Annotated in this window: 16 protein-coding genes and 1 pseudogene; 7 read left to right on the top strand and 10 right to left on the bottom strand. The window is 73.3% G+C overall.

The annotated features are described in order from the left end of the window. Window positions 1-55 precede the first annotated feature (55 nt). Together AB0C59_RS26080 and AB0C59_RS26075 are read right to left on the bottom strand one after the other, a co-directional pair. Complete coding sequence (locus AB0C59_RS26080; RefSeq protein ID WP_363008622.1) at window positions 56-589, bottom strand: histidine phosphatase family protein; 534 nt, start codon at window positions 587-589, stop codon at window positions 56-58. Beyond that, complete coding sequence (locus AB0C59_RS26075; RefSeq protein ID WP_363008620.1) at window positions 586-1,281, bottom strand: hypothetical protein; 696 nt, start codon at window positions 1,279-1,281, stop codon at window positions 586-588. Before AB0C59_RS26075 ends, AB0C59_RS26080 begins: the two co-directional genes overlap by 4 nt. A gap of 133 nt (window positions 1,282-1,414) precedes the next feature. Here AB0C59_RS26075 and AB0C59_RS26070 point away from each other — a divergent pair, with 133 nt between their 5' ends. Further along, window positions 1,415-1,828: a CoA-binding protein gene (locus AB0C59_RS26070; RefSeq protein ID WP_363008618.1), complete on the top strand. Its 414-nt coding sequence runs from the start codon at window positions 1,415-1,417 to the stop codon at window positions 1,826-1,828. Window positions 1,829-1,864: 36 nt separating this feature from the next. Here the strand turns inward: AB0C59_RS26070 and AB0C59_RS26065 are convergent, their stop codons facing one another. The 4 genes from AB0C59_RS26065 to AB0C59_RS26050 all read right to left on the bottom strand — a co-directional run bounded on the left by AB0C59_RS26065 (window position 1,865) and on the right by AB0C59_RS26050 (window position 4,738). After that, on the bottom strand, window positions 1,865-2,725 hold the full coding sequence (locus tag AB0C59_RS26065; protein ID WP_363008616.1) for an ABC transporter permease: 861 nt from the start codon (window positions 2,723-2,725) through the stop codon (window positions 1,865-1,867). Next, a complete protein-coding gene (locus tag AB0C59_RS26060; protein ID WP_363008614.1) occupies window positions 2,685-3,554 on the bottom strand; it encodes an ATP-binding cassette domain-containing protein in 870 nt (289 codons plus the stop codon). Before AB0C59_RS26060 ends, AB0C59_RS26065 begins: the two co-directional genes overlap by 41 nt. Then, window positions 3,551-4,006, bottom strand: coding sequence for a MarR family transcriptional regulator (locus tag AB0C59_RS26055; protein WP_363008612.1), 456 nt, complete (start codon window positions 4,004-4,006; stop codon window positions 3,551-3,553). The genes AB0C59_RS26060 and AB0C59_RS26055 overlap by 4 nt, the downstream gene beginning before the upstream one ends. A gap of 72 nt (window positions 4,007-4,078) precedes the next feature. Beyond that, a complete protein-coding gene (locus tag AB0C59_RS26050) occupies window positions 4,079-4,738 on the bottom strand; it encodes a helix-turn-helix domain-containing protein (protein WP_363008610.1) in 660 nt (219 codons plus the stop codon). Between the two features lie 179 nt (window positions 4,739-4,917). On the opposite strand from AB0C59_RS26050, the gene AB0C59_RS26045 reads away from it, so the two are divergent. The 4 genes and pseudogenes from AB0C59_RS26045 (at window position 4,918) to ppk2 (ending at window position 8,021) form a co-directional block, all read left to right on the top strand. Beyond that, complete coding sequence (locus AB0C59_RS26045) at window positions 4,918-5,475, top strand: NAD(P)H-dependent oxidoreductase (RefSeq protein WP_363008608.1); 558 nt, start codon at window positions 4,918-4,920, stop codon at window positions 5,473-5,475. A gap of 188 nt (window positions 5,476-5,663) precedes the next feature. Beyond that, a pseudogene (locus AB0C59_RS26040) lies at window positions 5,664-6,817 on the top strand (inorganic phosphate transporter). A gap of 22 nt (window positions 6,818-6,839) precedes the next feature. After that, a complete protein-coding gene (locus AB0C59_RS26035) occupies window positions 6,840-7,073 on the top strand; it encodes a hypothetical protein (RefSeq protein ID WP_363008606.1) in 234 nt (77 codons plus the stop codon). A 60-nt stretch (window positions 7,074-7,133) separates the two neighbouring features. Further along, window positions 7,134-8,021: a polyphosphate kinase 2 gene (gene ppk2, locus AB0C59_RS26030; RefSeq protein ID WP_363008604.1), complete on the top strand. Its 888-nt coding sequence runs from the start codon at window positions 7,134-7,136 to the stop codon at window positions 8,019-8,021. 15 nt (window positions 8,022-8,036) lie between these two features. Here the strand turns inward: ppk2 and AB0C59_RS26025 are convergent, their stop codons facing one another. Further along, window positions 8,037-8,435, bottom strand: a complete 399-nt coding sequence (locus AB0C59_RS26025; protein WP_363008602.1) for a metalloregulator ArsR/SmtB family transcription factor — start codon at window positions 8,433-8,435, stop codon at window positions 8,037-8,039. Between the two features lie 63 nt (window positions 8,436-8,498). Here AB0C59_RS26025 and AB0C59_RS26020 point away from each other — a divergent pair, with 63 nt between their 5' ends. Continuing rightward, window positions 8,499-9,632 carry a cation diffusion facilitator family transporter gene (locus AB0C59_RS26020; protein WP_363008600.1) on the top strand — a complete coding sequence of 378 codons (1,134 nt, stop codon included), beginning with the start codon at window positions 8,499-8,501 and terminating at the stop codon, window positions 9,630-9,632. A gap of 23 nt (window positions 9,633-9,655) precedes the next feature. Here the strand turns inward: AB0C59_RS26020 and AB0C59_RS26015 are convergent, their stop codons facing one another. Together AB0C59_RS26015 and AB0C59_RS26010 are read right to left on the bottom strand one after the other, a co-directional pair. Continuing rightward, complete coding sequence (locus AB0C59_RS26015; RefSeq protein ID WP_363008598.1) at window positions 9,656-10,210, bottom strand: YbaK/EbsC family protein; 555 nt, start codon at window positions 10,208-10,210, stop codon at window positions 9,656-9,658. A gap of 19 nt (window positions 10,211-10,229) precedes the next feature. Then, window positions 10,230-10,802 (bottom strand): XRE family transcriptional regulator, encoded by a 573-nt coding sequence (locus AB0C59_RS26010; protein ID WP_363008596.1) that lies wholly within the window; start codon window positions 10,800-10,802, stop codon window positions 10,230-10,232. 93 nt (window positions 10,803-10,895) lie between these two features. Here AB0C59_RS26010 and AB0C59_RS26005 point away from each other — a divergent pair, with 93 nt between their 5' ends. Further along, window positions 10,896-11,753 carry a DMT family transporter gene (locus AB0C59_RS26005; RefSeq protein WP_363008594.1) on the top strand — a complete coding sequence of 286 codons (858 nt, stop codon included), beginning with the start codon at window positions 10,896-10,898 and terminating at the stop codon, window positions 11,751-11,753. Between the two features lie 28 nt (window positions 11,754-11,781). On the opposite strand, the gene AB0C59_RS26000 is transcribed toward AB0C59_RS26005, so the two are convergent. Further along, window positions 11,782-12,618, bottom strand: a complete 837-nt coding sequence (locus AB0C59_RS26000; protein WP_363008592.1) for an acyltransferase — start codon at window positions 12,616-12,618, stop codon at window positions 11,782-11,784. Window positions 12,619-12,667 lie beyond the last annotated feature (49 nt).

Here is a 12,667-nt window from a genome sequence, read left to right as displayed (position 1 = left end):
CCCGCTCGGGCGCGGGGACGCAACCCCGCTCGGGCGCCCGTTCCGCGAGGAGTCCTCAGCCTCTCGGGACGGTCACGTCGCTCAGGAGTGCCGTCGCGGGGGCGAGGGAGTTCCAGGTGCCGCCGGGCCAGTCGAGTCGGGCGAGGGCGGCGGTGGGGAACTTGACGCGGACCCGGTCCAGGGTGTCGCCTACCCCGTCCCCGGCGAGCCACAGGACCAGCTCCGCGAGCCCCGGGTTGTGCCCCACCAGGAGCAGCGTCCCCACCTCGTCGGGCACCTCGCGCAGGACCGCCAGCAGGTCGGGGACGCCCGCCGCGTACATGCGCGCGTCGAACCGGACGGCGGGCGGGGCCGCCCACTCGGCGCAGACCAGCTCCCAGGTCCGGCGGGCGCGGACGGCGGTGGAGCACAGCGCGAGGTCGGGCAGGCGGTCGGCGTGCGCGAGCGCGCGCCCGGCGGCGGGCGCGTCGCGCAGGCCGCGCGGCCCGAGCGGCCGCTCGTGGTCCTCGACTCCCTCGGGCCAGGCGGACTTGGCGTGCCGCAGGACGAGGAGCCTGCGCGGCGGGGCCGATCCGGGGCCGGGCGTCATGCCCCGGCCCCGATCCGCCGGGTGAGGTCCAGGCCGAGGAGGCGGTCGGCGTAGGCGTAGGTCTCGAACCGTGCCCCGTCCGGTACGTCGTCGTCGCCCTCCACGCGCCGCAGCACCTCCAGGACGGCCGGCAGGTCGAGATCGTCCTCCCAGGCGGCGCGCAGTGCGTCCCGTACCCGCTCGGGTACGGGCCTGGACGGGTGGGTGGCCCAGGCGGCGACGGCTTCGCGCCAGCGGCCGAGGGTGTCGCGCGCCTCGGCGAGGACGGCCGCGTCGAGCCGCACGGCCTCGCCGCGCGGACGGGCGAGCAGGGCGAGGCGTACCGCCGAGAAGTCGGCCCCGGCGTCGGGCGATCCGTCGTCGGGCCCGGACGCGGGGGCGACCTCGATGCGCGGCCCGTCGGGGGCGCCGCCGTGCTCCCCGAGGACGTACAGCACGCGCCCCACGCCCGGCGCGTCCGGTGCCATGGGCCGGATGCCGAGGCCGTCGGCGCGCGCCCGGAGCGCGTCGGGGACGTCGGCGACCGCGACCACGGGGGTTCCGGCCATCTCCAGGGCGCGGGCGAGCACATCCGCCACGAGCAGCGTGCGCAGAGCCGAGGTGTCCGTGCCGGACACCTGCGCGTGGACCCGGAGCAGGCCGGGACGGATCGCGGTGACGTCGCCGGTGCGGGCGTCGAGGATGCGGAGCACGGGGTGAGCGTAGGCCCCCGCGCACCCGTCCGCGCGGAGGCGGGACCCGGTTCGGGCCACCGCCGGGAATGGCGCACCGCCCGCGGCGGTTTCCCTCTGCGGCGATCCGATGGCCATCGAGCGGAGGCAGGGCATGGACAGCGAGACGGAGACGGAGACGGTCCGGAGGATCCTCACCGGACTGGGCGACACCTGGGCGATCGTGGGGCTCTCCTCGAACGAGCACCGCGCCGCCCACGGAGTCGCGAAGGTCCTCCAGCGCTACGGCAAGCGGATCGTGCCGGTGCATCCGAAGGCCGAGACGGTGCACGGGGAACAGGGCTACCCCTCGCTCGACGCGATTCCGTTCGACGTCGACGTGGTCGACGTGTTCGTGAACAGCGAGCTGGCGGGCGCGGTCGCCGACCAGGCCGTGGCCAAGGGGGCCAAGGGCGTCTGGTTCCAGCTCGGCGTGATCGACGAGTCCGCCCGCGAGCGGACGCTCGCCGCGGGGATCGACATGGTCATGGACCGCTGCCCCGCGATCGAGATCCCGCGACTGGGCTGACGCACGGCGAGAACGGGGCCGCACGGGCGGAGCGCCTCAGCGGGCGAGTCGCCCCAGCAGCGAGGAGGCCGACGCGATGCCCAGGGCCGCGGCGACGGCGAGGACCGCGAAGTCGGTCGGCAGATGGGCCGGTGTGCCCAGCAGCAGGCCGCGCAAGGCGTTCACCTGGTAGCTGAGCGGGTTGATCGTGCTGATGACCTGGAGCCAGCCGGGCATGACGGACACCGGGTACAGGGCGTTCGAACCGAAGAACAGCGGCATCGTGATCGCCTGGCCGATCCCCATGAGGCGGTCGCGGGTGAGCACGATGCCGGCGATCGTCATCGACAGGCACGAGAAGAAGGCCGAGCCGAGGACGACGGCGAGCGCCACGCCCAGCAGCCGCAGCGGGTTCCAGGTCATGGCGACCCCGAGCAGCGCCGCGATGACGATCACGACGACCGCCTGGATCAGCGCCTTGACGCCCGCGGCGAAGGCCTTGCCGGTGATGAGGGCCGTCCGCGGGGTCGGGGTGACCAGCAGCTTCGTCAGGATCCCGGCGTCGCGCTCCCAGATGATCATGATGCCGTAGAAGATGGCGATGAACATCGCGGACTGGGCGATGATGCCGGGTGCCAGGTAGTCGAGGTACGGGATGCCACCGGTCGGGATCGCCCTGATCCGGGTGAAGGTCTCGCCGAAGATCAGCAGCCACAGGGCGGGCTGGATCGCGCGGGTGTAGAGCTCGGTGCGGTCGTGGCGCAGCTTCTGCAGTTCGACCGCGCACATCGCGGCGACCCGGGCGGGCAGCACCCGCCATCCGGTGCGGGCCCGCGGCGGGGACACCAGGAGGTCGAGTTCGGCGGGGCGGGCGGGGTCAGCCGACACGGGACGCGGTGCGGCGGGTGCTTCGGACATCGCGGAAGTCTCCTGACTGGTCGTCGAGTCCACTGCCGGCGACATCGCGGAAGACGTCCTCCAGCGTCGGCAGCGGGCCCTGGCCGCCGCGGCGTTGCCTCAGGCCGTCGCGCAGTTCCGCGGGCGTGCCCAGGGCGCGGACCCGGCCGCGGTGCATGAGGGCGAGCCGGTCGCAGTACTGGTCGGCCTCGTCCATGTAGTGGGTGGTGACGAGGACGGTCATGCCGATGGCGGCGCGGACGGCGTTGATGTGCTCCCACACGGTGGTGCGCGCGATCGGGTCGAGGCCGATCGTCGGCTCGTCGAGGATCAGCAGCCGGGGCGCGCTGACCAGCGCCTGGGCGAGTTCGAGACGGCGGACCATGCCGCCGGAGTACGTCTTCGCGAGCCGGTCGGCCGCGGCCGTGAGGTCGACGGCCGCGAGCGCCTGGTCGACGCGCCGGGCCCGCTCGCGTCGGGGGACGTCGAAGACGCGGGCGAACAGGGCGACGTTCTCCCGGCCGGTGAGTCCGGAGTCGGCGGAGAGCTGCTGCGGCACGTAGCCCAGCAGACGGCGTACGGCCATGCGCTCGCGGGCCGCGTCGTGGCCGAAGACGCGGACGGTGCCGGCCGGGACCGGGAGCAGGGTGGTGATGCAGCGGATCGCGGTGGTCTTGCCGGCGCCGTTGGGGCCGAGCAGTCCGAACACCTCGCCGTCCCGCACGGTCAGGTCGAGCCCGTCGACCGCGGTCGTCTCCCCGAAGGAGTAGCGCAGTCCGTCACAGGTGACGGCATCGGCCACCGGGCCCTGATCGCCGTCGGCCACCGGCCGCGCCTCGTTGTCTGTCATGTGTCCTCGGCCTCCTCGTGCAGGTTGTCCGCCAGCTTGCGCAGGGCCGGAAGGGCCGCTTCGAGCGCCGCGAGGTCCGCCTGCGCGAGGCGGCCCACGTGGCGGCGGACGAGTTCCCTGCGCCGTTCGCGCCAGTCGTGCAGCCGTGCCGTCGCCGCCTCGGTCGGCAGCAGCCGGGCGGCCCGCCGGTCGGCCGGGTCGGTCTCGCGGATCAGATAGCCGTCGCGCACCAGGCGGTTGACGAGCGTCGAGACCGAGTTGCCCGCCAGGTACAGCTCCCTGGCCGCGTCGGAGACGCCGATGCCCGGCCGCGACCCGACCAGGCGCAGCAGTTCGACCTCGGCGCCGCGCAGCCGGGGCGAGGCCGTCCCGCTGCGCAGACGGCGCCGGATCGGCCGCTGCACTCCCAGAAGCGCGTCGGCCAGTTCGTCGGCGAGTCCCTCCGCATCCATATGAACAGATTAGCTCTGCCTCAGAGGTATTGCGGAAAAGAGAGGGTCAAGACGGGTGACGGGGTCCTCGGCTCAGCCCGTACATCGCCCCGTGAACCGGTCGACCAGGTCGTACCAGCCGACCTCCAGCCGGCTCAGGCTCATGCCGGGGCGGGTGAGGAGGTGGTCGACGAGCGCCGTCTCGACATAGCCGAGCAGCGTGTAGGCGACCAGGTCGACGTCCCCGTCGGCCCGCGCCTCGCGCAGCAGCATGGAGACGTGCGCCAGGCGGAACTGGAACGGCGGGCTCGTACGACTGCGGCCCGGCTCGGCGTGGGCCGCGAGGTACAGCTCCCGGTGGGCGTGCTCGTGCCGCATGACGGCCGAGCCGAAGGCGCGCAGCCGCTCCGCCGCGGGCGCGCCCGGGCCGACCGGTGGCGGACCGGACAGGAACAGGGTCTGGAGCTGCTGCTCCTGGTGGCTCAGCAGCTCGACCAGCAGGCCGGCCCGGTCGCCGAAGCGGCGGAAGACGGTCCCCTTGCCGACGCCCGCGCCGACGGCGATGTCCTCCATGGTCACGTTCGCGATGCCGCGCTCCGCCGCCAGCCGGGCGGCCACTTCCAGGAGGCGGGCCCGGTTGCGCGCCGCGTCGGCGCGCAGCGGCGCGACCTCGCCCAGGGGCACGAGGGCGAGGTCCGTCGGGCCGACCGAGCCGCGCTGCGGCGCCGGTGAGAGCGGAAGTGGCTCGTTCATGGCGCTCAGCGTAGCGCCTCGGGAAGACAATCGGACCCCGGTCCGTTTATCCGTGATAGAAAGTGGACCGCGGTCCGCTTGACCCGCTGGACACGGTGGACCCGAGCCCGACGAGAGTGGTACAACATTCAACGGACTCGAACGGTCCGCCTATCGATCTCACACTCTGGAGTTCCGCCATGTCCGTCCGCATCCTCGCCCTGGTCGGCAGCCTTCGCGCCGGTTCGCACAACCGTCAGCTCGCCGAGGCCGCCGCGAAGCACGCCCCCGAGGGCGTCGAGGTGGTCCTGTTCGAGGGGCTCGGCGAGATCCCCTTCTACAACGAGGACATCGACGTCGAGAGCACGGTCCCCGCCACCGCCACCGCCCTGCGGACCGCCGCGGGCGAGGCCGACGGCCTGCTGCTCTTCTCCCCCGAGTACAACGGCACCATCCCGGCCGTCCTGAAGAACGCCATCGACTGGCTGTCCCGCCCCTACGGCGCCGGCGCCCTGTCCGGCAAGCCGGTCGCCGTCGTCGGCACCGCGTTCGGCCAGTACGGTGGCGTGTGGGCGCAGGACGAGGCCCGCAAGGCCGTCGGCGTCGCCGGCGCCAAGGTCGTCGAGGAGGCCAAGCTCTCCATCGCCGGTTCCATGACCCGTTTCGCCGAGACCCACCCGGCCGACGACGCCGAGGTCGTCGAGGGCCTGGCCAAGGTCATCGAGCAGCTGTCGCAGGCCGCTCCCGCCGCCGCCTGATCACCCGGTCACCCGCCGCGGGCCAGGACGGAGCGTCCTGGCCCGCGGTCGTGTCCGGACGGCGCGCCGTCGCCGCCCGCCGCGATCAACCCCGGTGCACGGCCGCACGCCTGATCGCCCATCAGACACACGCCCGGGCTTCGCCCGCGCTTCTCCGCTCGTACGCCTCCGGCTGTTTATATCGGGGCATGGACCACATCACGTTCCTCGTGGCCGTCGTCATCGTCACGGCACTGGCCTTCGACTTCACGAACGGTTTCCACGACACCGCGAACGCGATGGCCACCTCCATCGCCACCGGCGCGCTGAGGCCGAAGGCGGCGGTGCTCATCAGCGGCGTGCTGAACATCGTCGGCGCCTTCCTCTCCACCGAGGTCGCGAAGACCATCTCCGGCGGCATCGTGGACGACTCCCTGGTGACTCCCGGGATGATCTTCGCCGGACTGGTGGGCGCCATCCTGTGGAATCTGCTCACCTGGCTCCTCGGGTTGCCGTCGAGTTCGTCGCACGCGTTGTTCGGTGGCCTCATCGGTGCCGTCTGGGTGGGTGCGGGCAGCAAGGGCGTCCATGTCGACAAGGTCGTCGAGAAGGTGCTCGTCCCCGCGGTGGCCTCGCCCGTGGTTGCCGGTCTCGCGGCGCTCGCGGCCACACCTACCTCGCCTACCGCGTCACCGCGCGGGCCCGCAAGGAGCATGTGACCCGGGGGTTTCGCGCCGGGCAGATCGCCTCGGCCTCGCTCGTGTCCCTCGCGCACGGCACCAACGACGCGCAGAAGACGATGGGCGTCATCACCCTCACCCTGGTCTCCGCGGGAGCGCTCGGCCATGACGCCGGTCCTCCCGTCTGGGTGATCGCCTCGGCCGGTCTGGCCATCGGCCTGGGCACCTACCTGGGCGGCTGGCGGATCATCCGCACCATGGGCAAGGGCCTCACCGACATCGAGTCGCCGCAGGGCTTCGCCGCGGAGACCGCCTCCACCACCGTCATCCTGGCCTCCGCCCACCTGGGCTTCGCACTGTCCACCACCCAGGTCTGCTCGGGCGGCATCCTCGGCGCGGGGCTCGGGCGACGGCTCGCGGAGGTGCGCTGGGGTACGGCGGGCCGCATGGCGGTCGCCTGGCTGATCACCCTCCCCTCCGCCGCACTGGTCGGCGGTGTCGCCGCGGGCGTCGTCAAGCACGGCGGGAACCTCGGCACCGCGGTGATCGCCCTGGTCGCCCTCGCTCTCGCCGTGTTCATCGTGATCGTCTCGCGCCGCAACCCGGTTCACGCCGACAATGTCAACGAGACCCACGAGGTCGCCCTCCGCCCCACCCGGACCCGCGTCGGCAGCGCCGCCTGAGCAGGGAGGGAGTCCCTGAGCCATGCATCTCGACTGGACCGCCCTCGGCAAGGTCACCGCGGTCAGCGTCTCGGCCACCGTCGCCGTGGTCGTCGTCTTCGCCCTCGGCGTGCTCGGCCTCTCCCGGAGCGAGGCCGCCCGCGCCGGGAACGGCGGCGCGCGAACCCTGGGAGTCGCGCAGGCCGCGCTCTGCTTCCTCGCGTGCGCGGCCGTGGTGACGTACGGCATCTATCTGATCGTGCCGCGGTTGCACTGAGTAGCCCCGGCGCGCACCGGGAATCCGAGTTCCATCGCGACACCGCGGGGAGGACCACGGATGACACCTCTGATCACGGAAGGGCTGCGGGTCGACTACACCGACGTCGACGACCCGGTCCTGCTCGGGCCCGACGGCAGCCCGGTGGACACCTGGCGGGAGAACTACCCGTACGCCCAGCGCATGGAGCGCAGGGAGTACGAGTGGCACAAGCGCCTGCAGCAGATAGAACTGCTCAAGCTGCAGAGCTGGATCAAGGCGACCGGCCGCCGGCTCGTGATCGTCTTCGAGGGGCGGGACGCGGCCGGCAAGGGGGGCACGATCAAGCGCTTCACCGAGCACCTCAACCCGCGCGGTGCCCGGGTGGTGGCCCTGGAGAGGCCCACCGAACGCGAGAACGGGCAGTGGTACTTCCAGCGGTACGTCCAGCACCTGCCGACCGAGGGCGAGATAGTGATGTTCGACCGGTCCTGGTACAACCGGGCCGGTGTCGAGCGCGTGATGGGCTTCTGCACCGACGACGAGTACCACCGCTTCATGCGCCAGGCGCCGCTGTTCGAGCGGATGCTCGTGGACGACGGGGTGGACCTGGTGAAGTTCTGGTTCTCGGTCTCCCAGAGCGAGCAGCGCACCCGTTTCACGATCCGGCAGGTCGATCCCGTGCGGCAGTGGAAGCTGAGCCCGATGGACCTGGCCTCCCTGGACCGCTGGGACGAGTACACCGTGGCCAAGGTCGCCATGTTCCACGCCACGGACACCGGCTACGCGCCCTGGACCGTGGTCAAGAGCAACGACAAGAAGCGGGCGCGGGTGGAGGCCATGCGCAGCGTCCTGGCGCGCTTCGACTACACCGACAAGGACGCGGAGGTCGTCGGCAGCCCCGATCCCCGCGTCGTGGGCGCGGCGGTGAACCTTCTGGAGGCGGGCGAGGACGACGCCGCCCGGTGAGCGGTGCGGCGGGGCTCAGTCGTGGGCCGGGCGGCCCGTCAGCCGGTGGTCGGCGACGCTGAGCGCCTCGTCCACCACCCGGCGCAGATGGCCGTCGCGCAGCGAGTAGACGACGCGACGGCCTTCCTTGCGCGTGTCGACCAGGCCGGCGAGCCGCAGCCGCGCCAGGTGCTGGCTGACGGCGGGCCGGGCCACGGCGCACACCTCCGTGAGCGTGGAGACGTCGGACTCCCCGCTCGCCAAGGCGTGCAGCAGAGTCAGGCGGGTGCGGTCCCCGAGCAGGGCGAGCAACTCGGCGGCCCACACGAACTGCTCCTCGGAGGGCGTCCGCACATGCTCCTCGGCCGCGTCGGACACGGTCCGCCGGGCCGGACGCGCCGGATCCGCCGCGGACAGGTGCATGCGTGCGCTCATACGCACATAATGGCTCCGTGGGGCGAACGCGTCCACCGCCGCGCGGCGAAAGGGGTCCTTCCCGTGAGCCATGAGCACGAAGGGCACAGGCAGGAGCCCGAGCACCCGCACACGCGGGGGCACGAGCACCCGCACGGCCATGACCACGCGCACGGTCGAGGCCGCACGCACGGTCAGGACCACGCGCACGATGCCGCCCACCGGGGCGGCCGGCTGTCCCGGCTGCGCCACGCCCTCGCGCCCCACTCGCACGAGACGGCCGACAAGCTGGATTCCGCCCTGGAGTCCTCGGCGCGCGGCCTCCGGGCCCTGTGGGTCTCGCTGGCCGTGCTCGGCGCGACCGCGCTGGCGCAGGCGGTGGTGGTCACGGTCTCCGGTTCGGTGGCGCTGCTCGGCGACACCGTGCACAACGCCGCGGACGCCCTGACCGCCCTCCCGCTCGGCGTCGCCTTCCTGCTGGGCCGGCGTGCGGCCACGCGCCGGTTCACCTACGGCTACGGCCGCGCCGAGGACCTCGCCGGCATCGCGGTCGTCCTGACCGTCGCCGCGTCCGCCGCGTTCACCGCCTGGGCGGCCGTGGAGCGGCTGCTGGAGCCGCGGCCCGTGCAGCACATCCCCGCCGTCGCCGTCGCGGCCGTCATCGGGTTCGCGGGCAACGAGTGGGTGGCGCGGCACCGTATCCGGGTGGGGCGTGCGATCGGATCGGCCGCGCTGGTCGCGGACGGCCTGCACGCGCGCACCGACGGGTTCACCTCGCTCGCCGTCCTGGTGGGAGCGGCGGGGGCGGCGCTCGGGCTGCCGCTCGCCGATCCGCTGGTGGGACTCGCGATCACGGCGGCGATCGTCCTCGTCCTGCGGGACGCCGCGCGCGAGGTGTTCCGCCGGGTGCTGGACGCCGTGGACCCGGTGCTGGTCGACCGGGCGGAGGCGGCGCTGCGCGAGGTGCCGGGCGTGCGCGAGGTGGGCGAGCTGCGGCTGCGCTGGATCGGGCACCGGCTGCGCGCCGAGGTGGCGGTGGTGGTCGACGGCGAGGTCAGCGTGCGCCGGGCGCACGGCATCGCGGTCGAGGCGGAACACGCGCTGCTGCACGCGGTGCCGGGGCTCACCGCGGCGCTGGTCCACGCCGACCCCGCCCCGGCGCCGGGGCAGCCGGACCCGCATCTGGTCCTGGCCCACCACGGCCGCTCGGGGGTCTGAACCGGGGCCCTCGGACCCCGCCCTCAGACCCCGAGGCCCGTGAGGACGACGGCGTTCGGAAGGTCGGCGAACGCCTTCCCCGGCACCAACAGCTTGCCCCTGCGCCGTCCGCTGCCGACCAGCACGTACGGCAGGTCCACCACCGCGGCGTCGACCAGCAGCGGCCAGGTGTCGGGCAGGCCGAGGGGCGTGATGCCCCCGTACTCCATACCGGTCTGCTCGGTCGCCACCTCCATCGACGCGAACGACGCCTTGCGGGCGCCCAGGTGACGGCGGACCAGGCCGTTGACGTCGGCCTTGGTCGTGGACAGCACCAGGCAGGCGGCCAGGGTCGTCACGCCGCCGCGCTTCGCCGCGACGACCACGCAGTTGGCGGACCGCTCCAGCAGATCCGCGCCGTAGTGCTCGACGAAGACCGCGGTGTCGGCCCATGCGGGATCGGTGTCGACATGGACGATCCGGTCGGCCGGCACGGCGCCGCTCCACCGGCGCACGGCGTCCGCCACCGGGGGGACCAGGTCGTCGAGGCAGTCGGGGGCGGGCGTCGCGTGCTCGAAGTCTCCGATGGGTGCGCGCATGACCGCACGCTACCCGGTGTCAGCGCACGGGCGGCACGGAGACCGTCATCACCATCTCCACCGGCAGGTCGCCCTCGTTGGCGTAGACGTGGGGGGTACTGGCTTCGAACGACGCGCTCGCCCCGGCGGGAACCAGGTGGTCGGCGCCCTCGACGGTGAGGGTCAGCGCGCCCGCGGTGACATGGACGAGTTCGACCGTGCCGGCGGGGTGCGGATCGGAGGCGCTGCGGTCGCCCGGCATCAGCCGCCAGTCCCACATCTCCAGCGGCCCGGGCGCCTCGGTGCCCGCGAGCAGGCGGTTGTAGCTGCCCGCGTCGGTGCTCCACAGCCGTACGGCCTGGTCGGCGGGGACGATCCGGACGGTCGGGCCCTGCTCGTAGTCGAGCAGGGTGGTGACGCTGACACCGAGGGCGTCGCCGATCTTGACCACCGTGCCGATGCTCGGGTTGGTGCGCGCCTGCTCGATCTGGATGAGCATGCCGCGACTGACTCCGGCGCGAGTGGCGAGCGCGTCCAGCGTGAAGCCGCGCTCCGTGCGCCAGCGCTTGACGTTGCGTGCCAGGGACTGGGTCAGCAGCTCGAGATCCGACACTTTCCATCCATTATTTTGAATGACTTAGTCTAATGAAGTGCACTAATGTGCGGTGCACCTGATTGTTCACCGCACTGTACTGCGAGGCACCCCATGACAGCACTCCTCGCCCTGGTCACAAGCCTCCTGTTGGGGCTGGCGGACTTCGGCGGAGGGCTGCTCACCCGGCGCATGCCCGCGCTGACGGTCGTCATCGCCTCCCAGGCCGTCGCCGCGGTGGTGCTCGGGGCCGTCGTGGTGGCCACCGGCGGCTGGAGCGAGGCCGAGCCGCGGCTGTGGTTCGCGCTCCTCGCGGGCCTGGTGGGACCGGTCGCACTGCTCTCCTTCTACGAGGCGCTGGCCCTCGGCCCGATGGGTGTCGTGTCCCCCCTGGCGACGCTGAGCGTGGCGGTCCCCGTCGGCGTCGGGATCGTCCTGGGCGAGCGCCCCGGCCCGACCCAGGTGGCGGGCATCGCGGTCGCGGTCCTCGGGGTCGTCCTCGCGGGCGGGCCCCAGCTCAGGGGAGCCCCGGTCCAGCGACGGGCCGTCCTGCTCACGCTGATCGCGGCGCTCGGCTTCGGCACCGCGTTCGCCCTGATCTCCGAGGCGTCGACCACGGTGACGGGGCTGTTCCTCGCGCTCTTCGTCCAGCGGGTGGCCAACGTGGCCGTCGGCGGTGCGGCCCTCGCTGCGGCGCTGCGCCGGGGCGCGCCCGCGCTGCCGGACGGGGGTGTGCCCTGGGGCACGCTGCCCGCGCTCGGCTTCGTGGGGCTCGCCGACGTCGCCGCCAACGGGACGTATGCCGTCGCCGCGCAGCACGGCCCGGTCGCGGTGGCCGCCGTCCTCGCGTCCCTCTACCCGGTCGTCACCGCGCTCGCGGCCCGAGGCCTCCTCAGCGAGCGGCTGCGCGCGGTCCAGGCGGCGGGCGCGGGTCTCGCGCTCATCGGCGCGGTACTGCTGGCAACGGGCTGACCGGGTACCGGCGGGTGGCCGGGAGGCCTCAGGCTTCGGTGGCCGGCTCCGCGAGTCGGGTCTCCTCCTCGGCGGCCGCTTCCGTGCCCCGCACCCCTTCCCCGGGTTCGGGGTCCAGTTCGGCGAGGCGGGCCACCTGCTCCTCGTCCAGCAGGGACAGCGCCCGCAGCTGGTCGGGGGTGACCCCGTCGGGGATCGGCACCGGGGCCGGCGTCCTCAGCGGTGGCTGCCAGCCCGCCTCGGGCGTCCAGCGGCGCACCACCCGCGCCGGGGCACCGGCCACCACCGCGTGGTCCGGCACCTGACCTCGTACGACGGCTCCGGCCGCCACCACCACGTTCCGCCCGATGCGCGCACCGGGCAGGATCACCGCCCCCGTGCCGATCCAGCACCCGGGGCCGATCTCCACCGGCTCCATCCGCGGCCACTGCCTGCCGATGGGCTCATGCGGATCGTCGTAGGAGTGATTGGTCGAGGTCACATAGACGTAGGGCCCGAAGTAGCAGTCGCTGCCGATGGTCACGGTGGTGTCGGCGATGACATGGCTGCCTCGGCCCAGCACGACGCCGTCACCGAGGCGCAGGATCGGGTCGGGCCCGAGGTCGAGGTCGGGCATGAGACCCGCGGTCAGCGTGACCTGTTCGCCGATGATGCAGTGGGAGCCCAGCTGGATCCACGGCTCACCGAACACCGTTCCCAGGGGGAAGGCGAGCCGGGTCCCCGCCCCCAGCGCGCCGAAGCGGAAGCCGCCCGGGTGCTCCGCGGTCACGGACCCGGTGCGCTGGACCCAGGCCCAGCCCGCGTGGACGGCACGCTGGGCGAGGCCACGACGCCATGATGAGAACGTGTTCTTGGTCCTGGGCACCCGCTCACGGTACTCAGCCCGGCCGCGCCCCAGGCGCCGGGCGCCTGTG

Source organism: Streptomyces sp. NPDC048664, from assembly GCF_040650555.1.
Taxonomy (GTDB): domain Bacteria; phylum Actinomycetota; class Actinomycetes; order Streptomycetales; family Streptomycetaceae; genus Streptomyces.
This window is presented reverse-complemented; position numbering and strand designations above follow the sequence as displayed.